The sequence below is a fragment of the Ruania rhizosphaerae genome (genome assembly GCF_009805705.1).
Classification (GTDB): Bacteria; Actinomycetota; Actinomycetes; order Actinomycetales; family Beutenbergiaceae; genus Ruania; species Ruania rhizosphaerae.
The window spans coordinates 150,982-176,054 of sequence record NZ_VSMB01000008.1; the positions used below are offsets into that span (position 1 = coordinate 150,982).

At 69.1% G+C, this 25,073-nt stretch carries 25 protein-coding genes; 15 read left to right on the plus strand and 10 right to left on the minus strand.

Features of this window, described 5'->3' with window-relative positions; genetic code table 11:
• Positions 1 to 212: 212 nt before the first annotated feature.
• Genes infC through rplT form a run of 3 tightly spaced genes read left to right on the plus strand, consistent with a single transcriptional unit; the run spans position 213 to position 1,450 of the window.
• Entirely contained in the window at positions 213 to 809 is a 597-nt protein-coding gene (gene infC / locus FV560_RS12625) for a translation initiation factor IF-3 (RefSeq protein WP_159621954.1), read from the plus strand.
• Positions 810 to 837: 28 nt separating this feature from the next.
• A complete protein-coding gene (gene rpmI / locus FV560_RS12630) occupies positions 838 to 1,032 on the plus strand; it encodes a 50S ribosomal protein L35 (RefSeq protein WP_159621890.1) in 195 nt (64 codons plus the stop codon).
• Positions 1,033 to 1,060: 28 nt separating this feature from the next.
• Positions 1,061 to 1,450, plus strand: a complete 390-nt coding sequence (gene rplT / locus FV560_RS12635; protein ID WP_159621891.1) for a 50S ribosomal protein L20 — start codon at positions 1,061 to 1,063, stop codon at positions 1,448 to 1,450.
• 95 nt (positions 1,451 to 1,545) lie between these two features.
• Here the strand turns inward: rplT and FV560_RS12640 are convergent, their stop codons facing one another.
• Positions 1,546 to 2,211 (minus strand): hypothetical protein, encoded by a 666-nt coding sequence (locus tag FV560_RS12640; RefSeq protein ID WP_159621892.1) that lies wholly within the window; start codon positions 2,209 to 2,211, stop codon positions 1,546 to 1,548.
• A gap of 211 nt (positions 2,212 to 2,422) precedes the next feature.
• Entirely contained in the window at positions 2,423 to 2,584 is a 162-nt protein-coding gene (locus FV560_RS12645) for a hypothetical protein (RefSeq protein WP_159621893.1), read from the minus strand.
• A 208-nt stretch (positions 2,585 to 2,792) separates the two neighbouring features.
• Here FV560_RS12645 and katG point away from each other — a divergent pair, with 208 nt between their 5' ends.
• The 4 genes from katG to FV560_RS12665 all read left to right on the plus strand — a co-directional run bounded on the left by katG (position 2,793) and on the right by FV560_RS12665 (position 8,515).
• Positions 2,793 to 4,988 (plus strand): catalase/peroxidase HPI, encoded by a 2,196-nt coding sequence (gene katG, locus FV560_RS12650; RefSeq protein WP_159621894.1) that lies wholly within the window; start codon positions 2,793 to 2,795, stop codon positions 4,986 to 4,988.
• A gap of 322 nt (positions 4,989 to 5,310) precedes the next feature.
• On the plus strand, positions 5,311 to 6,879 hold the full coding sequence (locus tag FV560_RS12655) for an HNH endonuclease signature motif containing protein (protein ID WP_159621895.1): 1,569 nt from the start codon (positions 5,311 to 5,313) through the stop codon (positions 6,877 to 6,879).
• Between the two features lie 58 nt (positions 6,880 to 6,937).
• Entirely contained in the window at positions 6,938 to 7,825 is an 888-nt protein-coding gene (locus FV560_RS12660; protein ID WP_235020103.1) for a TrmH family RNA methyltransferase, read from the plus strand.
• Positions 7,826 to 7,846: 21 nt separating this feature from the next.
• Positions 7,847 to 8,515, plus strand: a complete 669-nt coding sequence (locus FV560_RS12665) for a nucleoside/nucleotide kinase family protein (protein ID WP_235020104.1) — start codon at positions 7,847 to 7,849, stop codon at positions 8,513 to 8,515.
• A gap of 46 nt (positions 8,516 to 8,561) precedes the next feature.
• Here the strand turns inward: FV560_RS12665 and mgtE are convergent, their stop codons facing one another.
• Positions 8,562 to 9,878, minus strand: a complete 1,317-nt coding sequence (mgtE, locus tag FV560_RS12670) for a magnesium transporter (protein ID WP_159621896.1) — start codon at positions 9,876 to 9,878, stop codon at positions 8,562 to 8,564.
• On the minus strand, positions 9,875 to 10,381 hold the full coding sequence (locus FV560_RS12675) for a hypothetical protein (RefSeq protein ID WP_200837652.1): 507 nt from the start codon (positions 10,379 to 10,381) through the stop codon (positions 9,875 to 9,877). The genes mgtE and FV560_RS12675 overlap by 4 nt, the downstream gene beginning before the upstream one ends.
• Positions 10,382 to 10,417: 36 nt before the next feature.
• On the opposite strand from FV560_RS12675, the gene FV560_RS12680 reads away from it, so the two are divergent.
• The 5 genes from FV560_RS12680 (at position 10,418) to FV560_RS12700 (ending at position 13,999) form a co-directional block, all read left to right on the plus strand.
• Entirely contained in the window at positions 10,418 to 11,419 is a 1,002-nt protein-coding gene (locus tag FV560_RS12680) for a hypothetical protein (protein WP_159621897.1), read from the plus strand.
• The gene (gene thpR / locus FV560_RS12685) at positions 11,416 to 12,036 is read left to right on the plus strand and encodes an RNA 2',3'-cyclic phosphodiesterase (RefSeq protein WP_159621898.1); all 621 of its coding nucleotides are present in this window, start codon (positions 11,416 to 11,418) and stop codon (positions 12,034 to 12,036) included. Before FV560_RS12680 ends, thpR begins: the two co-directional genes overlap by 4 nt.
• Before the next feature lie 212 nt (positions 12,037 to 12,248).
• Complete coding sequence (locus tag FV560_RS12690) at positions 12,249 to 13,277, plus strand: ATP-dependent DNA ligase (RefSeq protein WP_235020113.1); 1,029 nt, start codon at positions 12,249 to 12,251, stop codon at positions 13,275 to 13,277.
• A gap of 60 nt (positions 13,278 to 13,337) precedes the next feature.
• Positions 13,338 to 13,604 (plus strand): type II toxin-antitoxin system VapB family antitoxin, encoded by a 267-nt coding sequence (locus FV560_RS12695; RefSeq protein WP_159621899.1) that lies wholly within the window; start codon positions 13,338 to 13,340, stop codon positions 13,602 to 13,604.
• Positions 13,601 to 13,999 carry a type II toxin-antitoxin system VapC family toxin gene (locus FV560_RS12700; RefSeq protein WP_159621900.1) on the plus strand — a complete coding sequence of 133 codons (399 nt, stop codon included), beginning with the start codon at positions 13,601 to 13,603 and terminating at the stop codon, positions 13,997 to 13,999. Before FV560_RS12695 ends, FV560_RS12700 begins: the two co-directional genes overlap by 4 nt.
• Here FV560_RS12700 and ligD read toward each other — a convergent pair.
• Positions 13,996 to 15,042 (minus strand): non-homologous end-joining DNA ligase, encoded by a 1,047-nt coding sequence (gene ligD / locus FV560_RS12705; protein WP_159621901.1) that lies wholly within the window; start codon positions 15,040 to 15,042, stop codon positions 13,996 to 13,998. The genes FV560_RS12700 and ligD overlap by 4 nt on opposite strands.
• Positions 15,043 to 15,144: 102 nt before the next feature.
• Entirely contained in the window at positions 15,145 to 16,233 is a 1,089-nt protein-coding gene (locus FV560_RS12710; protein WP_159621902.1) for an aminotransferase-like domain-containing protein, read from the minus strand.
• 200 nt (positions 16,234 to 16,433) lie between these two features.
• Here FV560_RS12710 and FV560_RS12715 point away from each other — a divergent pair, with 200 nt between their 5' ends.
• A complete protein-coding gene (locus tag FV560_RS12715; RefSeq protein ID WP_159621903.1) occupies positions 16,434 to 18,455 on the plus strand; it encodes a DUF5107 domain-containing protein in 2,022 nt (673 codons plus the stop codon).
• 26 nt (positions 18,456 to 18,481) lie between these two features.
• Here FV560_RS12715 and FV560_RS12720 read toward each other — a convergent pair whose 3' ends face one another.
• The gene (locus FV560_RS12720; protein WP_159621904.1) at positions 18,482 to 19,366 is read right to left on the minus strand and encodes a PfkB family carbohydrate kinase; all 885 of its coding nucleotides are present in this window, start codon (positions 19,364 to 19,366) and stop codon (positions 18,482 to 18,484) included.
• Positions 19,367 to 19,696: 330 nt separating this feature from the next.
• Between FV560_RS12720 and pheS the strand changes: the two genes are divergently transcribed.
• The gene (gene pheS / locus FV560_RS12725; protein ID WP_159621905.1) at positions 19,697 to 20,779 is read left to right on the plus strand and encodes a phenylalanine--tRNA ligase subunit alpha; all 1,083 of its coding nucleotides are present in this window, start codon (positions 19,697 to 19,699) and stop codon (positions 20,777 to 20,779) included.
• Entirely contained in the window at positions 20,779 to 23,442 is a 2,664-nt protein-coding gene (gene pheT, locus FV560_RS12730) for a phenylalanine--tRNA ligase subunit beta (protein ID WP_159621906.1), read from the plus strand. The genes pheS and pheT overlap by 1 nt, the downstream gene beginning before the upstream one ends.
• Before the next feature lie 148 nt (positions 23,443 to 23,590).
• Here the strand turns inward: pheT and FV560_RS12735 are convergent, their stop codons facing one another.
• The 3 genes from FV560_RS12735 to FV560_RS12745 are packed head-to-tail and all read right to left on the minus strand — an operon-like array spanning position 23,591 to position 25,056.
• On the minus strand, positions 23,591 to 24,211 hold the full coding sequence (locus FV560_RS12735) for a dihydrofolate reductase family protein (protein WP_159621907.1): 621 nt from the start codon (positions 24,209 to 24,211) through the stop codon (positions 23,591 to 23,593).
• Positions 24,211 to 24,714, minus strand: a complete 504-nt coding sequence (locus FV560_RS12740; protein ID WP_159621908.1) for an SRPBCC family protein — start codon at positions 24,712 to 24,714, stop codon at positions 24,211 to 24,213. The genes FV560_RS12735 and FV560_RS12740 overlap by 1 nt, the downstream gene beginning before the upstream one ends.
• A gap of 3 nt (positions 24,715 to 24,717) precedes the next feature.
• On the minus strand, positions 24,718 to 25,056 hold the full coding sequence (locus FV560_RS12745; RefSeq protein ID WP_159621909.1) for an ArsR/SmtB family transcription factor: 339 nt from the start codon (positions 25,054 to 25,056) through the stop codon (positions 24,718 to 24,720).
• Between the last annotated feature and the right edge of the window lie 17 nt (positions 25,057 to 25,073).

The window sequence follows — 25,073 nt, forward strand, 5'->3', positions numbered from 1 at the left end:
AGGCAGATCGATGTGCAAGCGGAGACACTCCCACCCTTGCTCGACCGGACTGGCTGACGCCGGGACGACAGAGCCCGGGTTTCAGGTCGAGGAACGTGGTTCCTCCGTCGTACCCCTGGTATGGCGCCACCTGTAGCCTCCGTGCGCACGTCGCCCGGAGGCTTTTTCATGGCGACGGTGAACTGACGTCCATCTCAGGTGAGGAGCACCACATCAGCGAGCCCCGTATCAACGATCGGATCCGCGTATCCGAGGTGCGTCTGGTCGGACCGGGCGGCGAGCAGGTCGGCGTCGTGCGGGTTGAAGACGCGCTCCGGCTGGCGCAGGAGGCCGATCTCGACCTCGTCGAGGTCGCCCCGAACGCCCGTCCGCCTGTGTGCAAGCTCATGGACTACGGCAAGTACAAGTACGAAGCCGACATGAAGGCACGCGACGCGCGACGCAATCAGGCCAATACGGTCCTCAAGGAGATCCGGTTCCGGCTGAAGATCGACCCGCACGACTACGGCACCAAGAAGGGCCATGTCGAGCGGTTCCTCGCCGGAGGCGACAAGGTCAAGGTCATGATCATGTTCCGCGGACGGGAGCAGTCCCGCCCGGAGATGGGCATGCGCTTGCTGGAACGCCTTGCCGAGGATGTCGCCGAGCTGGGCCACGTGGAGAGCGTGCCACGCCAGGACGGGCGCAACATGACCATGGTGCTCGGTCCGAACAAGAAGAAATCCGAGGCCCGCAACGAACAGCGTCGCCGCTCCCGTCAGGCGTCCGAAGACGCCGGGGATACCGGGGACGCTGCTACCGCTGGCTGAGCGCAGCCCAACCGAAGAAGAGAGAACGATGCCGAAGAACAAGACGAACTCCGGTGCCAAGAAGCGTTTCCGGCTCACCGGTTCCGGGAAGGTCATGCGCCAGCGGGCCCGTCACGTCCACAAGTTCCAGGAGCGCCCGAAGCGTCAGTCGCGCCGCCTCGTGAACGACGTCGTGGTCGCCCCGGCCGACGCGAAGAACATCAAGAAGATGCTCGGCAAGTAACGCCGACCCCCGACACAAGGAGTACGACGTGGCACGCGTCAAGCGGGCGGTCAACGCCCAGAAGAAGCGCAGGACAGTTCTCGAGCAGGCCAGCGGATACCGCGGGCAGCGTTCGCGGCTCTACCGCAAGGCCAAGGAGCAGGTCACTCACTCGCTGAGCTACTCCTACCGTGACCGCCGGGCCAAGAAGGGTGACTTCCGTCGCCTGTGGATCCAGCGCATCAACGCTGCAGCGAGGGCTGAGGGCCTGACGTACAACCGCCTCATCCAGGGCCTCAAGGCCGCGGGTGTCGAGGTTGACCGTCGTGTCCTCGCCGACCTCGCAGTGAACGACTCCGTGGCGTTCAACGCCCTGGTCGCGCAGGCCAAGGCCGCGCTGCCGGAGGACGTCAACGCGCCGAAGAGCCCGGCTGCCTGAAGCAGCTGATCAGCTCCGCTGATCACACTCATGACGGCGCCCCTTCCGTTCTGCGGAAGGGGCGCCGTCGTGCTGTGGTCGGGTGGACTCGATCGTCAGCCCGCGATGCCCGCCCACGGGTCGTCCGGGTTGACCTGACCGTGCATCACGGGCCGGATGACGGCGGCGACCGCGTCCCATTCCGCCCCGTCGATCATCTGCCCGGGACAGGTGAAGCGGAGGGCGAGCGTCTGGCTGGACTGCGAGCCATCGTGGTGCTGGACGTTCGTCACCCGGGCGAGGCCGCGGACGGCCTGATCATCTGTGGTCCAGTCGGAGCTGACGAGCATCAGGGTATGCGCCGGGTCGTTGCCCTCGCCGGCGCCGCTGGTGACCATCTCCCGGTCGGTCGCTTCCGGGGTGCCGGCGCCGTCAGTGCTGGCCATGGCTTGGACCTGCTCGACGGAGGCGGCCCGCAGGTCGGGTGCGACGCCGTCGGCGGTCATTCCGCGTGCGGCGAGCGTGCACCCGTCTTCGGCGATCAGAATGTCGCTCCAGTCGCTGGACAGTTCCTGCACCACGGCGTCGCGCTCGTACCCAGGAGGCGCGTCCAAGACATGGAGAGAGGGGGCCTGAAGGTCGGGCTCGGTCGTGCTGGACCGGGGAGCCTCGGAGGGTGGGGACGACGGATCGTCCGCCGTCCCCACCGGCGTGCACGCGGCCAGCGCGAGCAGCGATGCCGCAGTCAGGCATCGCGTGCGATACACGTGTGGTCTAGTCATGGACTTCTTCCGCTCACTTGCCGGGCTGGCGGCCAGGTTCAGAGGAGGATGCGGCCGTGGCTACGTCTCATGATCTCCTGACCGTGGCGACGATGGAGTCACCGCCAGCTGTTACAGAGACATGTCCGGCACTTGCTGATCGATAACAGGGGTACCGGTATCTGAGACTTCTCGGCTCATTCCGCGGTTGTCGCAGAAGAAGTGCGCGCTGTCAGGAGGGTTGCGATCCTGCTCCTGGCGGCCGGTCGTGCTGCCGCCGATCGGTAGTCGCCCGGTTCCTCGCAAGCAGGATCACCGTCACTACCGTCGCGCTGAGGACGACGACGGCACCCAGGGCGAGGAGGGCGATCCACAGGACCGAGCTGGCGACCATCGAGGAGCTCCTTCCGTCGCTCGCGGACTACCGTGACATCGCCCCTGCGCGCCGTCAACGAACGGCAGATGACCGCTGGGTGTCCAGTTCGCCGAGGGGGCGTTGAGCGAGCCGGTGGGAGATGACGGGCTGTCGGGGGAAGCGCATAGGGTTGATCTGTCCGGCGGCTCCAGCCCGCCTGCCTGTGTCCCTGCCACGAGAGGTATCCATGCCCGAGAACGACACGATCACCGCCTGCCCCGTCGCACATGACGGTCTGCCGCACCCGACCGGGGGCGACCAGAACCGGCACTGGTGGCCGAACCGGCTGAACGTCAAGCTGCTCGCCAAGCACGCCGATGTCATCGACCCGATGGATGCCGGCTTCGACTACGCGACCGAGTTCTCCAGCCTAGACCTGGCGTCGGTCAAGGCGGACATCGCCGAGGTTCTCACCGACTCCAAGAGCTTCTGGCCGGCGGACTTCGGCCACTACGGCCCGCTGATGATCCGGATGGCCTGGCACTCGGCGGGCACCTACCGGGTCAGCGACGGCCGCGGTGGCGCGAGCCAGGGTCAGCAGCGGTTCGCACCGCTGAATTCCTGGCCCGACAACGGCAACTTGGACAAGGCGCGCCGGGTGCTGTGGCCGGTGAAGAAGAAGTACGGCAAGAAGCTCTCCTGGGCGGATCTGATGATCCTCGCGGGGAACGTGGCGCTGGAGTCCATGGGGTTCAAGACGCTCGGCTTCGCGGGCGGTCGTGAGGATGTCTGGGAGCCCGAGGATGAGGCCTACTGGGGCACCGAGGTCGAGTGGCTCGGCAGTGACACGCGCATCACCACCGACACCGGTGAGCGAGTGCTCGACCGCTCCCTCGGTGCCACGCACATGGGCCTGATCTACGTGAACCCGGAGGGGCCGGAGGGCAAGCCGGACCCGGTGGCGGCCGCACACGACATCCGCCTGACCTTCCGCCGGATGGCGATGACCGACGAGGAGACGGCTGCACTGATCGTCGGCGGCCACACCTTCGGCAAGACCCATGGTGCACACCCCGACGACAAGCAGGGTCCCGAGCCGGAGGGCGCGCCGCTGGAAGCGCAGGGCCTGGGTTGGGCGAACGGGCACGGTACCGGGAAGGGCGCGGACAGCCTGACCTCCGGTATCGAGGTGACCTGGACCTCCACCCCGACCCAGTGGGGAAATGAGTTCCTGCAGAACCTGTACGGCTTCGAGTGGGAGCTGGTCCAGAGCCCGGCAGGTAAGCACCAGTGGGTGGCCAAGGACGCTCCGGAGACGATCCCGGATGCTCACCGTGAGGGTGTGAAGCACAGGCCCACGATGCTGACGACGGATCTGACGATGCGTATGGACCCGGGCTTCGAGCAGATCACCCGCCGGTGGCTGGACCACCCGGAGGAGCTTGCCGACGCTTTCGCTCGCGCTTGGTACAAGCTCACCCACCGCGACATGGGACCGATCCAGCGCTATCTCGGCCCTGAGGTACCGGAGGAGGTCTTCTCCTGGCAGGACCCGCTGCCCGAGCGCGGGGACTACACGCTCAGCGAGGCCGACATCACTGCTCTCAAGGAGCAGATCCTGGCCACCGGTCAGCCGGCGTCGGCTCTGATCAAGGCCGCGTGGGCCTCGGCATCCACGCACCGCGTCAGCGATAAGCGCGGCGGGGCGAACGGCGCGCGCATCGCGCTGGAGCCGCAGAACGGCTGGGCAGTCAACGATCCGGCCGAGCTCGCCGGCGTGCTCGACGCCCTGCGCGGGGTGCAGGCCGGATTCGACTCCCACGTCTCGCTCGCGGACCTGGTGGTGCTCGGTGGCGTGGCAGCGATCGAGAAGGCCGCTGCAGACGCCGGTACTCCCGTGGCGGTGCCCTTCACCCCGGGCCGGGTGGATGCCACTCAGGAGCAGACCGACCTCGAGCAGTTCGGCTACCTCGAGCCGGTCACCGACGGCTTCCGCAACTGGGTCGGGCCCGACGCGGAGCTGCCGGCGGAGTACCACCTCATCGACCGCGCGAATCTGCTCTCACTCACTGCACCGGAGATGACCGTACTGGTGGGCGGACTGCGGGTGCTCGGTGCCAACACCGGCGGTACATCCACCGGCGTGCTCACCGATCGCCCCGGTCAGCTCACCAACGACTTCTTCGTGAATCTGCTCGATCTGGACCGCAGCTGGAGGCCGGTCGACGGGGAGGGGCACACCGCCACCACGTTCCAGTGCCACGACGACGTCTCGGGTGCGTCGTTGTGGACTGGCAGCCGCGTGGATCTCGTGTTCGGCTCCAACTCCGAGCTGCGCGCCCTGGCCGAGGTCTATGCGGCCGACGATGCGCAGGAGAAGTTCGTCCGTGACTTCGTCGCAGCGTGGTCCAAGGTCATGGACCTGGACCGCTACGACGCCTGACCTTCGCAGGGCCACACGGCGCTCCACGACGGCGTCCCATCCGCACGGCGGGTGGGGCGCCGTTCTCGTGTGGTTCCTCAGGTGTGGGCCTTCGCAGTATGGAGCGCGCTGGTTCCTGGGCGTCCCGGCATGCGGGTAGCTGGAATCGGAGGTAGCCGGATATCCAGGCGTGCAACAACCGTTCGATGTCAGACCCTCTTGAGAGTCTTGCTGTCATGCCGGAGCGCATGGGCTCGCCCACCGCGAGCGCCTCTCGCGATCCAGGTATCGGATTGACTGATTCGAACGTACGTTCTATGATGGTGTGCAGGGAGGGATCCTCATGACGCAGACGATGGAGCCACAGCGCACGGCCCTGTCGCGTCTGGAGACTCTTGTGAGCGAGGCGCGAGAACTTGCTCAGGCGGACCTGCTGGATGAGGTGGATTCGTTCGACCTGCCGCGGATGGTGAACCTGGTGGAGGAGCTCGGCCGGGTGCAGGAAGCGCTGTCGGTGAACGCTGCGCGGACGATGGAGGCCGACGGCGGATGGGCGCTCAGTGGTGCGCGCACCTTCTCCTCGTGGTGGGCGATGCGGACGGGGCGCCACCAGGTCAGTGCCCGCCAGGAGGTGAAGATCGCACGGGACGTGCGTGATGACCTGCCCGCTTCGGGCCAGGCGCTGGCGGCGGGGGAGATCAGTGGTGATCACCTGCAGGCGTTGTCGCGTCACGCCACGCGGACGCAGCAGCTGCGCGACCAATTGCGGGATGCCGAGCTGGGAGAGGAGTTCTTGCTCACCCACGCCCGGAAGATGGATGCGACGGCGTTCGTGAAGGTCGTCAAGGCTTGGGCCGTGGCTGCTGATCCCGAGGCGGCGGACCGGGAATGGGTGGAGGACTCAGCGACCGAGCACATGTTCCTCTCGCGCACCATGGGTGGCTGGGCGTACCGGGGCTGGCTGGGAGACGTCAGCGGCGCGGCGCTTGATGAGATGCTCACTGCTCGGATGGGCGTACCGGCGGCCGGGGATGAGCGCCGGCCGTCGCAACGACGAGCAGCTGCGCTGGTCGATGTGGCGCGGGAGATGCTGGACTCAGGGCAGCTGGCACCGGGGGCGCGGGTGCGTCCGCAGATCGCAGTGACCGTGCCGATCGACACGCTGGAGCGGTTGATCGAGGCGACCGACCCTGCACGGGCAACGACCGTGCCGGTTCCGAGCCTGGACCGGAGTCCACGGGCCGTGCGGCCCAGGATGTTCGGCTCCGCCGATGCCGATGCCGATGCCGATGCCGATGCCGATGCCGATGCCGATGCCGATGCTGGTGCTGGTGCTGGTGCTGGTGCTGGTGCTGGTGCTGGTGCTGGTGCTGGTGCTGGTGCTGGTGCTGGTGCTGGTGGTGCCCGCACGAGTGCGTCCGTTGATGGTGGCGACGCTGAGCCCGACCCGTTGGAAGGGGTCGTGATCAGCACGAGCCTCGATCCGGAGGTGATGCGTGGTGCTGAGCCGGCTTCGCTGGCCGATCAGACTCCGATCCCACCGGCGCTGCTTGCGAGGCTGGTCTGTGAGGGTGAGTTCCATCGGGTGATCTTCGGCCCGGAGTCGGAAGTGCTTGATGCGGGCCGGGCGAGGCGGCTGTTCTCGCGAGGTCAGACGCGGGCGGTGATCGCACGAGATCGTCAGTGTCAGTATCCCGGGTGTCATGCTCCGCCAGGGCGGGGAGAGATCCACCATTCGATCTGGTGGTACGAGCAGAACGGGCCGACCGACACCAAGCATGGCGTGTTGTTGTGCTGGCACCATCATGATTGGGTCCACCAGATGAGCATCACGATCGAGCGTCGTGAGGGTCGATGGCGGTTCTACCGGCCGAGCGGGGCCGAGGTCACAGTGCGCCCGATCGCTGCGTGAAGCGGCTGGCGCTGCGTGGATTGGCCACGGCTTCCATCCACGCGGGATACTGGCGCATGTGACCGCCGACGTGACCAACCCCAAGTCTGACCGGGTGCGTGCCGTACGAGCGCTGGCGCAGGCGTCCGTTCGCTCGCGGCGCGGACAGTTCCTGGTCGAGGGGCCGCAAGGGGTGCGTGAGGCTGTGCGCTTCGCGGCCGAGCAGGTGCGTGATCTCTACCTGACCGTCGATGCTGCTCAGCGGTACCCGGAGATCACCGATGCCGCTGAATCGGCGAGTCTGCACACCCATCTCGCCGCGCCCGAGGTGCTCGCCGCCATGAGCGACGACGCCCAAGGTGTCGTCGCCGTCCTTCGCCACCGCGCCATCGACACCGACGAGGTTCTCGCCGCGCGCCCGCAGCTCGTGGCACTGCTGCACCACGTGCGCGACCCGGGCAATGCCGGGACCGTGATCCGTGCCGCCGACGCCGCTGGAGCCGACGCCTGCGTACTCACTCACGGCAGCGTCGACGTGCACAACCCGAAGGTCGTGCGATCCACCGTGGGATCGTTCTTCCATCTGTCCACAGCCACGGGCGCCGACCTCGCCGAGACCATCGCTCGCGCTCGGGAGGCAGGTCTGCAGGTCCTTGCCGCTGACGGTTCCGGTGACCATGACCTTGACCAGCTCGCTGGTGCTGCCGAGGTCACCGTGGCCGGCGGCGCTGCCCAGGCCGGCGATGCCACTGGTGCTGCCGACTCCACTGAAGGTCCCCATCTCGCCCGGCCGACGCTGTGGATCTTCGGCAACGAAGCCCACGGTCTGACCAGCCACGAACGTGACATGGCCGACGCCGTCGTGCGTATCCCGATCCACGGGCACGCCGAGTCCCTCAACCTCGCCATGGCTGCCACCCTGTGCCTGTATGCCTCCGCTCGCGCTCAGCGGCACGCCCACCGTTGAACCCACCCCACAGGAACTCTTGTGTCCCTCCAGCTCACCGCGGCCCCGGGCCGAGTGACCAGCCTCACCGAACGGCTCCTGGAGCAGGCGCACGCCCGGGACGCGCGAATCATCGTCGGGATCGTCGGCGCCCCCGGTTCCGGGAAGTCCACCCTCACCGATGCCCTCCACCGTGAGCTCGATGCACATGGGCTGAGCTCCGCCGTCGTGGGCATGGACGGCTTCCATCTCGCCCAGGCTGAACTCGAACGGCTGGGACGGACCGACCGTAAAGGCGCCATCGACACCTTTGACGCCCACGGCTACCTGGCGCTGCTGCACCGGCTGCGGGACCAGGTCCCCGGTGACGGGGTGATCTACGCCCCGCGCTACGTACGGGGCTCGATCGAGGAGCCGATCGGCAGCGCCGTCCCCGTGGCGCCGGATGTGCAGGTGGTGCTCACCGAGGGTAACTACCTGCTCGCCGACATCCCGCCGTGGGACGAGATCAGAGCAATCGTCGACGAGACGTGGTTTGTGGCCACCGATCCAGTGAGCCGGCGCGGACGGTTGCTCGCACGCCACCTGGCCAACGGCAAGACCATGGAGCGAGCCCTCGCCTTCACCGACGGTTCCGACGCCCGCAACGCCGAGCTCATCGAGTCCACCGCACCCCGCGCGGACGTGCAGGTGGCCTGGCAGGAGGCATGATCTCTCAGCGCTGAGAGCGCTGAGAGCGCTGAGGGGCGAACGCTCGTCAGATGCCCAGAATCAGTTTGGCGATGGAGAAGTACAGCACCAGCCCGGTCGTGTCGACGAAGGTGGAGATGAACGGGGCCGAGACGATCGCCGGGTCGATCCCGATCCTCCTGGCCACCAGCGGGATGCAGGCTCCCACCGTGGTCGCCAGCGAGCACACGCCCACCACCGTCAGGGCCAGCACCGCCGCGATGTCCCATCCGGCCACCCACGCGGCCGGGGCTATCCCCACCGCCGCGAGTGTGCACCCGAGCACCGCGCCGGTGAGCAGTTCGCGGCCAAGTACCCGCCACAGGTCCGCGGTGCGGACGTCACCGACCGCCATGGACCGCACGATCGTGGTCGCCGCCTGGGATCCGGCATTCCCGCCCGTGCCGATCAGGAGCGGGATGAACAGTGCCAATGCGACCACGGCATCCAGCTCGGCCTCGAAATAGGACTGCACACCCACCGTGAGGGTCGCGGCCAGGATCAGCACGAACAGCCACACGATCCGGGACCGGACCACGCTCAGGACCGGGGCGGACAGGTACGGGCGGCGCAATGGTTCGGTACCGCCGACACGGGCGGCGTCCTCGTCGTCGGCAGCCTCCAGCACCCGCATCGCATCGTCCACGGTGAGGATCCCCAGCAGCCGGTCCTCGGCATCGACCACCGGCACGGCCACATACCCACCGTCACGGACCACGTTCGCAGCATCCTCGGAGGAGTCGGTGGCACGGACCGTCGTCGCAGGCACCATGAGGTCAACGACCCGTGTGTCCGGATCACTGACCAGCAGCCGGCGCAGCGAAACCACGCCATGTACCCGGCGCCGCGGCCCGGTCACGGGGAGTACGTAGATCGTCTCCACCGACTCTGGGGCATCTCGCACCTGTGCCAGCGCGGAGGCCGCAGTGGTGTCCTCGTCCAGGGTGAGCACTTGGGGCGACATACGGCGCCCGGCGCTGTCCTCCGGGTAGCCGAGCAGTGCCATGGTCTGCGCCTGCTCGTCGGGGGAGAGGTCCTCGAGCAGGCGCGCGGCCACACCGGCGGGCAGCTCATCCAGCAACGGGGCCCGATCGTCCGGGTCCAGGGCGGCGAACAACTCAGCGGTGGTGTCCTCCCGGAGCCCGTCCACCACCTCGCGCTGCACACGCGGGTCCAGATCCTCGAAGACGGCCACGGCACGGTCCTTCTCGAGCAGCCGGAACTGGACCGCCCGCTCGGCACTGTCCAGCCGACCGAACAGCTCCACCAGCTCCGCGGTGCTCAGGCCCTCGAGCCTGCGTCGGCGGCTCTGCAGCCCGTCGGCGCTGGGGTATGCCTCGCTCATCGCTGCCCCTCCGAACGATCCGGTCCACGGCCCGCACGGACGTCCTTCATCAACTGTGGGGTGCGGCGCTGACCCACCAGAGACGGCCACTGCGACGCCGGGTACGCCAACCGGATGACGTAGTAGTTCAGGTACTCGATCGCCGCGAAGAGCCACACTCCGAGCCCGAGCACCGTGGCGCCGGTCGTCGAGGTCCGCCACACCAGCACCCCGAGACCGACTGCCAGGACGATCGGATTGACCCACCGCATCGCGGAGTAGGTGCTGGCCAGCACCGGTGGCATCAGCCCGGCGCCCACCCAGCGGCGTGCGAGCAACCAATAGACCCCCGCCTGCACCAGGATCAGCAGCAGCGGTGTCAACGCTGCACCGAGCGCGATCTGGTCGTCCCTGGTGAACCGGTCCTGTAGCAGCAGGTAGGCGACGGCGAACGCGACCGTGGCGGCCAGTTCACCGGTGCCCAGGCGCGCGTAGGTGGCGCGGCGGTCGTCGAGGGAACGCACCCGATCAGCCTACGGCCGCCGGGTAGGCTCGGATGGATGAAGCGATCCCGGTCTCGTGCGCGATCCCGGGAGTGGGTCGCGACGGCGATCCTTACGATCGCAGGCCTGCTCGCCGGCGGGGTGCCACCGGCTCACGCAAGCACCGGCGGATCGGCGCACGCCCTCGCCGTGGATGCCGTCGTGGCAGACCTCGAGTGGGATGTCACGGTCGACGGGGCGGCCGGAGCGCTGTCCGGACTCATCGACATACTCACAGGCGAGGCCGCCGTCGACGGGGTCGACGTGCGCGGGGTGGAGGCACAGACCCCGGCGAGCCCCGAGGGTACCGGCGGTGAGGCGGTCGGGCCCTACGCGATCGGCAGCGTCCTCACATTCCGGCAGGTCAACTCCCACACGGCGCGCGTGGAGGATGCCGAGCTCAGCGCACGCTCCGCCGTCGAGGGCGGAAGCCTCGACGTGCTCGGGACGAGAGTCCTGGATATCGGCGCTATCTCGGCCGCCGTGGCGCTCGCACCCGAGGGGGAGGCCCGCATCGATCGGCAGGTGAGTGGCCTGGAGGTGTTCGGGGAGCGGGTGGGAGCCGATCCGCAGGTCGACACGACGCGAGAACTGACCAGCTCCGACGTGCTGGACGCACTCACCGCGCAGTTTCCCGGGCTGGCCACGGCCGCGGACCTGGTGGGAGCCGCCGTGAGCGGCGGCGGGTCGATCGACGTGGTGGCCACCGGTCGCGACGACCGGGCCGCCGACAGTGCGAGCGCGGTCGGCCTGCATCTGGCGGTGAGCACGAATGCCAGCCTGACACTGTGCCTGCCGGACGGTTCCGGCGGCTGCACCGGCAGCGTCACCGTGACCGCCGCCGCCACCGTGCTGGATGCCACCTTCGCCCAGGTCCGGGTGGAACGCCCGGAGGCCCTGCCCGGCATCCCCGTCTGGCAGATCGTGGTCGGCGCCGCGGTCACACTCGTCTTGGTGGGCCTGGTCGTGTGGGCGATCAGGGAGAGCGTGCGGATCCGGCGGCGGGAGGAGGAACGATGAGGCTCTTCGCGGCGCTGAGGCCACCTGAGTACGTCCTCGACCATCTCGAGGCGGCGCTCTCCGGTGTGATGGGGCCCGCAGGCTCGGGCCCGCCTGCCTTACGACGCATCCCGCGGGAGAACCTGCACATCACTCTTGCGTTCTACGGCGAGATTCCCGACGGCGCAGCCTCCGACGTACGCGAGGCCCTCGCCGAGGAGGCCACCACGACGGCGCCCCTGCACCTGCGGCTGTCCGGTTCCGGTTCGTTCAACGAGCGGTCGTTGTGGATCGGGCTGGCGGGGGAGGTGCCCGCGCTGACCGAACTCATGACCGCATGCGCCCGGGCTCCCTACCTGATCGATGAGGGAGGCTCCCGGCGTCCGCGGCCGCACCTGACCGTGGCTCGGTCCTCCAGGCGGGCCGCTCCTGGAGGACCTGCGAGGCATTCGCGGCGCCGACGCGACCGGGAGGCCCTGGGGCCCTCGGCGATGGCAACCGCTGCCCGGGCGCTCGCCGTGTACCGCGGACCGGACTGGGTGGCCGAGGAGGTCGCGCTCGTCGCCTCCTTCCTCGGAGAGGGTCCGGGAGGCGCACCCCGGTACGAGGTGTTCGACTTGCTCGAGCTGGGTCGGTAGCGTGCGGCGACATCGCATCATCTCGGTGTGCTCCGCGAGGCAGATCTGGCATCGGCCCAGAGGGAGGCCACAGGCCCTGTACGCGGTGCTCCGCCGACGAGCCAACGGTGTGCTCACGGACAACGAGGCCAAGTCCCGAGCGTGATGCGCTCGAACACGGCAGACTGACTCAGGTGCCGATCTCGTTGCCCATCCAGTTGCCCATCACGCCCATGCTCGCCAAAGCGGCGAAAGCCGTGCCCGCCACCGATGCCGTGGCGGGGGGCTACACCTACGAACCCAAGTGGGACGGGTTCCGCGGAATCCTCCTGCGCGACGGTGACGACATCGAGATCGCCTCGCGGGGGTCGAAGCCACTGACCAGGTACTTTCCGGAGATGGTCGAGGCGATCCGTGAGCATCTGCCGCCTCGGTGCGCGATCGACGGGGAGATCGTGGTGCGTTCCGGGGAGCCGGGCTCACAACGCCTGGACTGGGAGGCGCTGTCACAGCGCATTCATCCGGCCGAGTCCCGGGTGAAGCGGCTCGCGGCCGAGACGCCGGCGGAGTTCGTCGCCTTCGACCTGCTCGCGGTCGACGATGAGGACCTCATGGCGGCGCCGTTCGCGCAGCGGCGTGCCCGGCTGGACGATGTGCTGGCCGATCTCGCCGAGGACGCCCCGATCCACCTGACCCGCGTCACCGCCGACGCCGCCGTGGCCCAGGACTGGTTCGAACGGTTCGAGGGTGCCGGTCTGGACGGGGTGATCGCCAAGCCGAACCAGTCCGTCTACGAACCCGGTAAGCGAACCATGATCAAGGTCAAGCACTCCCGCACCGCCGAGGCGGTTGTCGTCGGATACCGGGTGCACAAGTCCGGTCGGGGTGTGGGTTCGCTGCTCCTCGGGCTCTACACCGACGACGGTCAGCTGATCAACGTCGGTGGCATCGCCGCCTTCACGAACGCCCGCCGGCTGGAGCTGGTGGATGAACTCGAACCGCTTGTCCAGCGCGACGACGCGGGTGATGCCGTGCGCGGGGAGACGGACCGTTCCCGATTCAGCGCCAGCAAGGACGTCAGTTTCGTACGTCTGCGACCGGAGCGGGTGGTGGAGGTCAAATTCGACCAGCTCGAAGGCCACAGGTTCCGGCATGCCGTGACCTTCCTACGGTGGCGCCCGGACAGGGAACCCACGTCCTGCACGCTGGATCAGGTGGACCGGGCCGCGGCCTACGACCTGGACGAGGTGCTCACTCGCTGACCCGGATCGCGTTGTCTACCTGAGGTAGAAGAGTATTGCTACCAAGGGTAGAATCGTGTGATGGGTCTGAATATCAAGAACGAGGGTACGTCCGCCCTGGTACGTGAACTCGCCCAGCTCCTGGGCACCAGCCAGGTGGGCGCAGTCGAGGACGCCGTCCGGCACCGACTGTCCGAGGTGCGTGCCTCCGGCGACTACCATCACGCGAGATCTCAGGCGATCCTGGAGATCGCCGCGGACTTTCGCCGCCCCTTGACACCTGCCCAGATCGACGCCCTCCGGCACGCTGATGACGACCTCTACGACGACGCCGGTTTGCCACGATGATCGTGGACACCTCAGCCCTCGTCGCCGTACTTCTCGGCGAGGAGGACGCCGAGGCCATCGCCGACGCACTCGCTCGCGGACCTGTCCGCATCTCAGCTGCCACCGTCGTGGAGGCGCGTGTCGTCCTCCTCGCAAAGGTGGGGCCACACGGGCGCCGCCGGCTCGACGCACTCCTGCTGGAGGCCGACGTCGAGATTGTCCCGACCGATGCCGCGCAGGCGGACGTCGCCGCCGACGCGTACCGGGACTACGGGAAAGGAACGGGCCACCCGGCCTCGCTGAACCTGGGTGACTGCTTCAGCTATGCCTTGGCGACAGTGCTCCGGGAGCCGCTGCTCTACAAGGGCGGCGACTTCTCACACACGGATATCAGGTCAGTGCTGCCGACGCCTTAATCCTGGACCCTGTTCCCGCTGTCGTCCCAGTGCTCGGCGACCTTCTTGCTCGGCTGCACCCGCGGCGGCTCGCCCGGCATCTTCGGATACTCCGGAGGGAACGGCATCTCGCCCAACCCGCTGGCGACGTCCTGCTCCCACATCCGCAGGGCCGCGCCAAGATCCCCGACGGCGTCGTCCAGTCCCGCCCACGCGTCGCCCTGGTCGTCCAGCAGCCCGGGCACCGTGCGCACCGTGAAGTCCTCGATGGCGATGCTCTCCAGGTCCACCCAGCGCACCGGCATCGAGACAGGCGCGCCCTCCAGTGGGCGCGGGGAGTAGGCGGAAGCGATCGTGCGGTCGCGGTTCGCCTGGTTGAAGTCGACGAAGATCTTCTCCCCGCGCTCTTCCTTCCACCAAGCGGTGGTCACCAGTTCCGGGAGCCGGCGCTCCAGCTCGCGCGCGATGGCGATCACGCCGTGGCGCACGTCGAGGAACTCGTGGTCCGGGGCGATCCGGGCGTACACGTGCAATCCGCGACTGCCGGAGGTCTTCACCCACGGGGTGATGCCGATCTCACGCAACAGGTCGCCGAGCGCCTGCGCTGCCGTGACGATGTCAGCGAAGGTCCGACCCGGCTGGGGATCCAGGTCGATACGCAACTCGTCCGGGTTGTCCGTGTTGGCCGTGCGCACCGGCCACGGGTGGAACGTGATGGTGTTCATCTGCACCGCCCACACGGCCGTGGCGATCTCGTCCACCACCAGCTGGGGGTGCTTGCGGCCCGAGGGATAGGTGCACATCACCGTACGGGTGTAGTCCGGCACACCACGCGGCGGGTTCTTGGAGAAGAACTCCTCACCGCCCACCCCCTGCGGGAACCGCTGCAGGGTGACCGGGCGGTCGCCGAGGGCTCGCAGCATCGGTTCGCCCACAGCGGCCACGTACGAGGCGAGGTCCCACTTGGTGATCCCGGGCCAGATCTCGCGATCGGGACTGGAGATGCGAACCTCGCGGTCGCCGTCGGGGGAGGGGACGGTGAGCATTTGCGCACTGCTTGCCATGGTTCGACCCTAGCCAGTGCCCGTGCCGGGGCATAGGTGCCACGCAACGACGGCGGCCGCCCACCGAGGCAAGGTGAGCGGCCGCCGTCGTGAACGATGGGGTCAGAGCGAGCGGTAGGCCTCACCGAGGCGCTTGACGCCCTCGTCGATCTCGTCCGGGGTTACGCCGGAGTAGGCGAGCCGGATCGCGTTCTTGGAGTCGTCGAGGAGGAAGTCGCTGCCCTTGACGATCTGCACGCCACGGGCGGCGGCAGCGTCGAAGAGCGCATCCCCGTCCACGCCCTCGGGCAGGTTCACCCAGAGGAAGTAGCCGCCCTCCGGCTCGACGAACTGAGCGTCCGGGACGTGCTCACGCAGGCCAGCGCACAGGCGCTGGGAACGCTCGGCCAACGCGGTCTTTACCGTCTCGATCGAGGTGTCGAAGGATCCACCGCGCACGAACTCGTTCACGATGGACTGGGCCACCATGTTCGGCGAGATGTAGGTGCCGGTGGCGAGCTTGGCGATCTGGGCGATGATGTCGGCCTGGCCCACCAGGTAGCCCACCCGGATCCCCGGGCACACCGTCTTGGAGAACGAGGAGGCGTACACGACCTCGCCGCCGGTGGCGAGCGAGAGCATGGTCGGCTGCGGCTCACCGGAGAACCGGAGCTCGACGTAGGGGTCATCCTCGAAGATCGTGAAACCCTGCTCGCGGGCGAGTTCCACCAGTGCGCGCCGCTTGTCGCCGCTGAGGGAGTAGCCGGCCGGGTTCTGGAAGTTCGGGATCAGGTGCGCCAGCGCGACCGGGTTGGCACGCACGAGCTCGGTCAGCGCGGCCACGTCCACGCCGTCCTCTTCGAGCGGGACGGCGCGCAGGTCGGCTCCGCGGCCCTTGAGGGAGAGCAGCGTGCGGTCGTAGGAGGGGCGCTCCACCACCACGGTGTCGCCGGCGGAGACGAGCGTCTCGAACAAGAACGCGTCCGCCTGCATGGAACCGTTCGTGACGAGGACCTGATCCTCGGCGACGCCATGCCGCTCCGCGATCCAGGCGCGCAGCGGCTTGTAGCCGACCGACGTACCGTAGGCGAAAGAGCCGGCCGGGTCGTTCGTGAAGGCACGATCGGCGGCAGCGCGCAGACCCTCGACGTCGATGATGTCGAGCGAGGGAGCGCCACGGGCAAAGGAAATCGGGGCAGGTTCGGTTGCCATGCGCCCAGCGTAGTTGGACCGTTGACCTCGCCGCGCGGGCGTCTCGTCACTCGGCCCTCCCAGCAGGCGCCGACCACCAGAGCGGCACCGCCTGGCCGACCGGCACCGCCCACCCGACTGGCGCCGCCCACCCGACTGGCGCCGCCCACCCGACTGGCACTGTTGTCCCAAGCAGCGCGGCGCTGGCCTACCCTGCTGGTGTGAGCGAAACCTCCCGGCTATCCCAGGATCGACTCAGTCTTCGCGGCGCGCTCCCGGGCGAGGATCCGCTGCCGCAGCCTGGCACGATGATCGAGTCCGGTTTCACACTCGCCGACGACCTCCCGCCGGACATGATCCAACGATCCCGTCAGGGCTGGCCGCGCTCCATGCATCCCTACCTGCAGCAGGACCGCTACGAGCGGGACCTGACCGACCTCACCCTCGCGACCGTCGTGCTGGAGAACGAGCATCTGCGCGCCACCTTCGTCCCCGCGCTCGGCGGCCGGCTCTGGTCGCTGGTCTCGCTCCCGGACGAGCGGGATCTGCTCTACGCCAACCACGTGCTGCAGCCGGCGAATCTCGCCCTGCGCAACGCCTGGTTCGCCGGCGGGGTCGAATGGAACATCGGAACCAAGGGGCACGCAGCGCACACGATGGCGCCGCTGCATGCCGCTCGTCTGAGGACCGGTGACGGTGCCCCGCTGCTGCGGATGTGGGAGCTGGACCGCCTGCGCGGCACGATCTTCCAGGTGGACGCCTGGCTCCCCACCGGAGCTCGCGCCCTGCACGTCTATGTCCGCATCCAGAACCCGACCGCCACAGCCGCCCCGACGTACTGGTGGTCGAACGCCGCCGTGCCTGAGGCCGATGACGTCCGAGTGCTCGCCCCTGCTGCCACCGCGTTCTCCACCGCAACGGACGGCCCGGTCCGCCGGGTCCCGGTCCCACTGCGTGGCGACCTCGACGTCTCCTACCCCACGCGTTCGACCCACGCCGCTGACTACTTCTACGACATTCCCGACGGTGCCGAACCCTGGATCGCGGCGGTCGACGAGGACGGTCGCGGGCTGCTGCAGGCCTCGACCAGGCGGCTCCGTGGCCGGAAGATGTTCTGCTGGGGCACCTCCACCGGTGGGGCGCACTGGCAGGACTGGCTCAGCCCCGCCGGCGGGCAGTACCTGGAGATCCAAGCAGGCCTCCTGCCCACCCAGTTCGAGCACACGATGCTGCCGGCCGGGCAGGCGTGGGACTGGCTCGAGGTCTACGGTGACGCCGCGCTCGACCCACAGATCGCGCACGGCGGTGATTGGCCGGCTGCTCTCCAGATCGGCAGCCGGGCGGCACGCGGGCTGCTGCCCGACCCTGACGGCATCCTCGGACGAGCCCGGACCCTCGCCGACGAGCCACCGGTGGAGATCCTCGCCACCGGTTCGCCGTGGGGAGCGATCGAGGCACTGCTCGCCGGAGAGGACCGGGCGACGGTCTCGGCCGGGACGCCATTCCCGGCCCTGGCGCACGGGGCCCCCTCATGCAGGGGCGGCGCACCCACCGAGAGCGAGGGAGCACACCCAGCCGGCGATGTCACCACCGACCTGTGGTCGGCGCTGGTGGCCGATCACGATCGGGCCGGCAGCATCCTGGCCGCGGCCGACCCGGCAGTCCCACCCGCCTCCTACGCCGCGGGAGAACGATGGCTCGCGCTCCTGGCCGGCTACGAACCGGGGTGGGCTCGCGACTACCACCTCGGAGTTCTGACCCACGCCGCGGGCGATCTCGACGACGCCGCGCGCCACTACCGCAACTCCCTGGCTCACCACGAGAGCGCGTGGGCCCGCCGCGGGCTGGCGCAACTGGCCACCGAACGCGGGGAGCCTGCCGAGGCCCTCGCCGAGCTTCAGCGCGCCCTCACTGCACCCGGGGCGGCCGGTTCCGAGGCAGAACGCACCCTCGTGATGGAGGCGATGACCGCGGCCTTGCGGGCCGGCCTGCCGCAGGACGCCGTGACGATCGCGGAGCGGGCGACTGAGCCGGTGCAACGGCTGGGCCGGGTGCAACTGCTGCGCGCCCGGGCGGCCTGGTCCACCGGAACCGCAGCCGGAGCCTCGTTGGCGCGGGAGCTGCTGCTGGCGGGGATCGAGGTCGCCGATCTGCGCGAAGGGGAGCGCGAACTCAGCGACCTCTGGTCTGCTGCGTTCCCCGGCGAACCGGTTCCGAGCCGGTACGACTACCGCATGTCCTGACGGCGTCACTCACCCAGGTCGCCCGCTCACCCGCTCCGGCTCTGCATCTCGCGCGCCCACCCCAGGGCACCCGGATAGCGCACCGAGAGGCTGGCTACCTCGGCGGCGGCGCGCAGCACGTCCGTGCCGGTGACGTCACCGCCGGTCGCGATCGCGTGTGCCCAGGCACCGTGCAGCACATCGCCGGCGCCGAGCGTGTCGACCACCTCCGCGGTGGGCACCGCGGGTACGGGAACCTCGGCACGCCCATCCGGTCCGAGCACCCGGATGGGCCCGGCGCCCGAGCTCTGCCCGACGAGCTCTGGACCGTGGGCGGCGACGGCAGCGATCGGATCGCCGGTTCCCGGCCACATGAAGTCCTCCGAGAGCAGGACCGCATCGAGTGCGGCCAGCAGGCCCACCGCGGCCGGCTTGTAGGAGCCGCCGTCCATCAGAGTGGGTACGCCGCGCACTCGGGCGGCTGCGCACAGGATGAGGGATGCTTCCGGGAGGTGACCGTCGACGAGGACGCACCCGGCGCCGTCGGGAATCTGCTCCAGCCCGGCGGAGGCCGGTAACGGCCGTGCCGCTGTGAAATTCGTGGACACCACGGCCCGTTCGCCGGTCGCGGCAGTCACGAGCACGGTGGAGACCGGCGGGGCGTCGATGGTGCCGACATCGAGTACCTGGACTCCGCAGCCGGTGAGCTCGGAGCGGGCGAGGTCGGCCAGCGGGCCGGTCCCGAGCGCGGTGACGAGGACGGCAGGCGATCCCAGGGCGGCGGCGGTGAGCGCAGCATTCGCTGCCGGACCGCCCACGGCTACGCGGACGTCGCTGGCGACGATCTTCTCGTTCGCGGTGGGTGGGCTCGTCACCACCTGGGTGATGTCGAGGGTGGTCAGCCCACAGCAGACCGCCGTGCTCGTCGTCATCGGCTCGTCATCACTGGGTCGTGGCGGGAGCGCCGTTCTTGCCGCACAACACCATGATCTCCTCCCGACGGCGATGAGGGGCCCAGCGTCTCACGATCGTCGCGGGTCCCTGGTTCAGGGTCGGGCCCGAGTTCAGTTCGGGCGCGCGACGGTGTGGCAGACTCCTCCCATGCTCTCGCGCCGATTTATCCAGCCCGTCTCGGGCTGACGCGCGCTACCGGTCCTTTTTGACCGCGCTGATGTGCCCCGGGACGGGCAGCACGGGCACCCAGGCTTCCCTGTGTGCCCTCTAGACTCCACTGTGGTCCCACACGTCGGTGAAAGGTTGGCATGTCCACCCCTGAAGTTCCCTCCCCGCTCGATCCCGACGGCGTCGGTGCAGCACTCGAAGCCGCCCTCGCCGACATCGCTGCCGCGAGCGATCTGGATGAGCTCAAGGCTGCTCGTATCTCCCACACCGGCGACAAGAGCCCGCTCGCCCTGGCCAACCGTGAGATCGGCAGCCTCGCCCCGGCGGACAAGGCAACGGCGGGCAAGCTCGTCGGCCAGAGCCGTGGCCGCCTGAACAAGGCCATCGCCGCGCGCCAGGTCGAGCTCGAGGCCGAGCGCGACGCCCAGGTGCTGCGCACCGAGGCGGTCGATGTGACCGTGCCCCCGCAGCGGATCGCGCGCGGCGCCCGGCACCCCCTCGATGTGGTCATGGACGAGGTCGCGGACTTCTTCGTCGGGATGGGGTGGGAGATTGCCGAGGGCCCCGAGCTCGAGCACGAGTGGTTCAACTTCGATGCCCTCAACTTCGGCCCCGATCATCCGGCACGGCAGATGCAGGACACGTTCTTCGTCGCACCCTCGGACGGGTCCACCCTCGACGGCGTGCTCGACCCGGGCTCGGCGGACCACCTGGTGCTGCGCACGCACACCTCCCCGGTGCAGGCGCGTACGTTGCTCGAGCGGGACCTACCCGTCTACATCGCATGCCCCGGCAAGGTGTTCCGCACCGACGAGCTGGACGCCACACACACCCCGGTCTTCCACCAGGTGGAGGGCCTGGCCGTCGACAAGGGCCTGACGATGGCGAACCTGACCGGCGTGCTGGACCACTTCGCCCGCGCCATGTTCGGGCCCGAGGCGAAGACCCGGCTGCGCCCGTCGTTCTTCCCGTTCACCGAGCCCAGCGCCGAGATGGACCTGTGGTTCCCGGCGAAGAAGGGCGGTCCGGGGTGGATCGAGTGGGGTGGCTGCGGCATGGTCAACCCGAACGTGCTGCGCGCCTGCGGGGTGGATCCCGAGGTCTACTCCGGGTTCGCCTTCGGGATGGGGATCGAACGCACACTGATGCTCCGGCACGGGATCGAGGACATGCACGACATCATCGAAGGCGATATCCGCTTCTCCCGAGAGGGGGCCCGCTGATGCCGCTCATCCCGCTGCCGTGGCTGCGCGAGCACGTCGACGTCCCCGCCGGCACCACCGCTGAGCAGCTCGCCGCCGACCTGGTCCGGGTGGGCCTGGAGGAGGAGACGATCCACACCTCCGGCGTGACCGGACCGCTCGTGGTCGGCCGGGTGCTCCTGGTGAGGCCCGAGGAGCAGAAGAACGGCAAGACCATCAACTGGTGCCTGGTCGACGTGGGCGCCGAGCACGCTCCGGAGGCCGCACCCGAGGGAGCCGACGAGCCTGCGACCTGTCTGACTTACCACCCCCGTGGCATCGTCTGCGGCGCCCACAACTTCGCTGCCGGGGACAGTGTGGTCGTCGCCCTCTCCGGTGCCGTGCTGCCCGGCGACTTCGCCATCGCTTCCCGCAAGACCTACGGGCACATCTCCGACGGCATGATCTGCTCGGCCAAGGAACTCGGCCTGGGGGAGGACCACGACGGCATCATCGTCCTGGACGATCCACCCGCCCCCGGCGCTGACGCCCTCACCCTGCTCGGCCTCGCCGAGGAGGTGCTGGAGATCAACGTCACCCCGGACCGGGGCTACTGCTTCTCCATGCGCGGGGTGGCACGCGAGTACGCCCACTCCACCGGCGCGTCATTCACCGACCCTGGCCTGGTGGCACCGGCCGGTTCCGCAAGCCGGCTGCCAGCGGCCACCGGTGACGGTTTCGCGATCGAGCTCGCCGACGACGCCCCGATCCACGACGTGCCCGGCTGCGACCGGTTCGTCGCGCGGATCGTGCGCGGCATCGATCCCGCGGCACCCACCCCGGACTGGATGGCCACCCGGCTGCGCCAGGCCGGGATGCGCCCGATCTCGCTGACGGTCGATGTCACCAACTACGTGATGCTCGACCTCGGGCAGCCGCTGCACGCCTATGATCTGGCCACGTTGGCCGCACCGATCGTGGTGCGCCGCGCCCAGGCAGGGGAGAAGCTCACCACCCTCGACGATGCCACCCGCACCCTGGACGCCGGCGATCTGCTGATCACCGACTCGCCCGAGGGCAACGGTTCGCGGGTCCTCGGCCTGGCCGGCGTGATGGGCGGTGCGGAGACCGAGGTGTCGGCTGCCACCACCGACGTGCTCATCGAGGCCGCGCACTTCGACCCGATCACCGTCGCCCGTACCGCCCGGCGCCACAAGTTGCCCAGCGAGGCCGCGAAGCGGTTCGAGCGCGGTGTGGACCCGATGCTGCCGGCCGTCGCTGCGCAGCGGGTCGTGGACCTCCTCGTCGAGCTCGCCGGCGGCACGGCGGATACGGCCGTGACCGACGTCAACCGCACCACCGCCCCGGAGCCGATCGCCCTGGATGCCTCCCTCCCCGGACGTACTGCGGGGGTGGAGTACACGCCCGAGGCTGTGGCCGAGACACTGCGTAGCCTCGGTGCCGAGGTCGTGACGGAGGACAGCGAGCAGATCGGTGAGCACACCGGTGAGGCGGAGGCCTCTGGCCGCCGGGCGCGCCGTGCCCCCAGGCTGCAGGTCACCCCACCGAGCTGGCGCTCCGACCTGCGCGTTCCCGCGGACCTGACCGAGGAGGTCATCCGTCTCCAGGGCTATGACCAGGTGCCCTCCGTCCTGCCGTCGGCACCCGCTGGCCGGGGCCTCACGCTGCGTCAGCGCTCGAGGCGCCGCGCGGCCGACCTGCTCGCCGATGTCGGCCTGGTGCAGGTGCTCACCTACCCGTTCGTGGCACCCGGCCGCCGGGACGAGCTCGGCCTGCCCGCCGAGGATTCCCGACGGCGGTCGGTGCGCCTGGCCAACCCGCTCAGCGAGGCGCAGCCGCTGTTGCGCACCTCCGTGCTGGAGACGCTGGTGGATGCGGCCGTGCGCAACATCGGGCGGGGCCTGACGGACCTGGCGATCTACGAGATCGGGTCCGTCACCCACCCCGCTGCTGGCGTTGACGGTCACTCGCCCCGTTCCCCGCTGCCTGCGCTCGGGGAGCGGCCCAGTGACGCCGACCTGGATGCGGTGCGTGGGGCCGTCCCGGATCAGCCGTTGCACCTGGCCGCGGTACTGGCAGGGAACCGTGTGCCCGGATCCGTGCACACGGACGCCCGCGTGGCTGACCATGCCGACGCGATCGATCTGGTGCACCGGGTGGCTGAACTGCTGCGGGTGCCGCTCACGGTGACCGCGGATGCCGAGCGCGCACCGTGGCACCCCGGCCGTTGTGCCCGGTTCAGCCTCGCTGATGGCACTGTCGTCGGTTGGGCCGGTGAGCTCGCCCCGAAGGCGACCCAGGCGCTCGACCTACCGGCTCGCACGGTGGCGATGGAGGTCGACCTCGGTCTCCTCCTCGAGGCGGCACCGACCCAGCCGACCCAGTTCCGGGCTATCTCCACGTTCCCGGCCGCCAAGGAGGACATCGCCCTGGTGGTCTCCGACGACGTCGCTGCGGCCGATCTGCTCGCCACCGTCCGTGAGGGCGCCGGTGAACTGGCCGAGGAGGTGCGGCTGTTCGACTCCTACCGTGGTGAGTCCCTCGGTGAGGGACGGGTCTCGCTGGCGTTCTCACTCCGGTTGCGTGCAGCCGACCGCACGCTCACGGCGGAGGACTCGGCGAAGGTGCGGGACGCCGTCGTGGCACTCGCGGGTCAGCGGCACGGGGCCGAGCTGCGCTCCTGAACGTACCTGCCCGCTTGCCATGCGGCAGGCGGGCAGGGCGGCAATCTGACGACGGATGGTGCGGCACGATGCACACGCAGCCGGTGGCACACCGACGACGTGTCCATGATCCGATGGTCGGTGAACTCCGACCGCGGTGGTCGAGCCGTTAGCGCTCCCGGACGGCGTAGGTCAGGTGCGTCACCGTCGGAGAGGGGTCCGTGCGCACCTGCTCCAGGGCGATACGGCCGGCGTCCACACCCTCGAAGAGGCGGATTCCGGCACCGAACAGCACCGGTGCGAGTGCGATCGAGAACTCGTCGATCAGGCCGGCGTTCAGGTAGTGCAGGATGGTCGCGCCGCCGCCTGCGATACGGACGTCCCGGTCACCGGCAGCCTCACGAGCCAGGTCGAGTGCCGCCCCGATGCCGTCGTTGACGAAGTGGAAGGTCGTCCCACCCGGGCGCTCCCAGGGATCACGTTTCTCGCTCGTCACGACGAAGACTGGTGTGTGGAACGGCGCCTCCTCGGGCCACGCGTGCTCGCCGGCATCGAACATCCGCTTGCCCATCACGCTCGCGCCGGTGCGCTGATACGTCTCCCGCAGGATGTCGTTGTCACGCCCCTCCTCGCCGCCGTGCCCGAGCTTGAGGTTCTCGCGGAAGTGCCGCTGCCGGAAGACCCACCGCTGCAGCTCCATCCACTGCCTGCCCATGAGGTCTTCGGGGGACTTGGGGGCGATGAAGCCGTCGAGGGACATCGACACGCTGAAGAACACCGTCTGGGCCATTATTCCTGCGCTCCCGTCCGGATGATCTCGGCGATGTAGGCAGCCAGGTTGCCCAATGTCTGCCGGCCGCCCTCGATCGCGCCGTGCTTCTCGATCGCATCGTCACGCAACGCCCGGGTGGGGAACACCGTGCGCATGTCGATCCGGGTGGCCCTCCCGTGGGGCGTGAAGGTCAGGAGCGACTCGAAAGCGTTCGGGTCGTCGCTGGATTCACCGTGCAGCAGCGCGATGCGCTCCGGCGGGGTGATCTCGGTCCAGGTGATCCACTCGGCGTAATCGGTTCCGTCCGGTCCGTGCATCACGAAGTCCCACACGCCGCCGACGCGGAACTCGAACGCCCGCGTGGTGGTGGTGAACCCTTCGGGGCCCCACCACTGGGAGAGGTGCCGTACCGCGGTGAACGCCTCGAACACCAGCTCTGGCGGGGCGTCGATCACCCGGTCGATCACGATCTCGCGGTCGGCTGCCGGCGAAGTCGGCGCTGCTCGTCCTGTCGTGCTCATCTGCTACTCCTGCCTCTCCTGCTTCAGTTCCTGCACGTACGCGTCCAGGCGATCGAAGCTTGCGTTCCAGAACTGCTCGAACCCGCCGGTCCACTCGTGGACCGGTCGCAATCCGCGGGCATCGAGGCCATAGAGCCGTTGCTTACCGGCTTTGCGGTCCTGCACGAGTCCGACCTCGCGAAGCACGCGTAGGTGCTTGGATGCCCCGGGCTGAGTCATCCCTAGCTCTTCGGCCAGTTCGGTCACCGGCCGTTCGCCGGTGCGCAGCAGGGTCAAAATCTCCCGGCGCTGCGGCTCGGCGATCGCATTGAAGACGTCTGAGGTCGTCGCTGCACGTGCCATACCCCAACCATATTCCC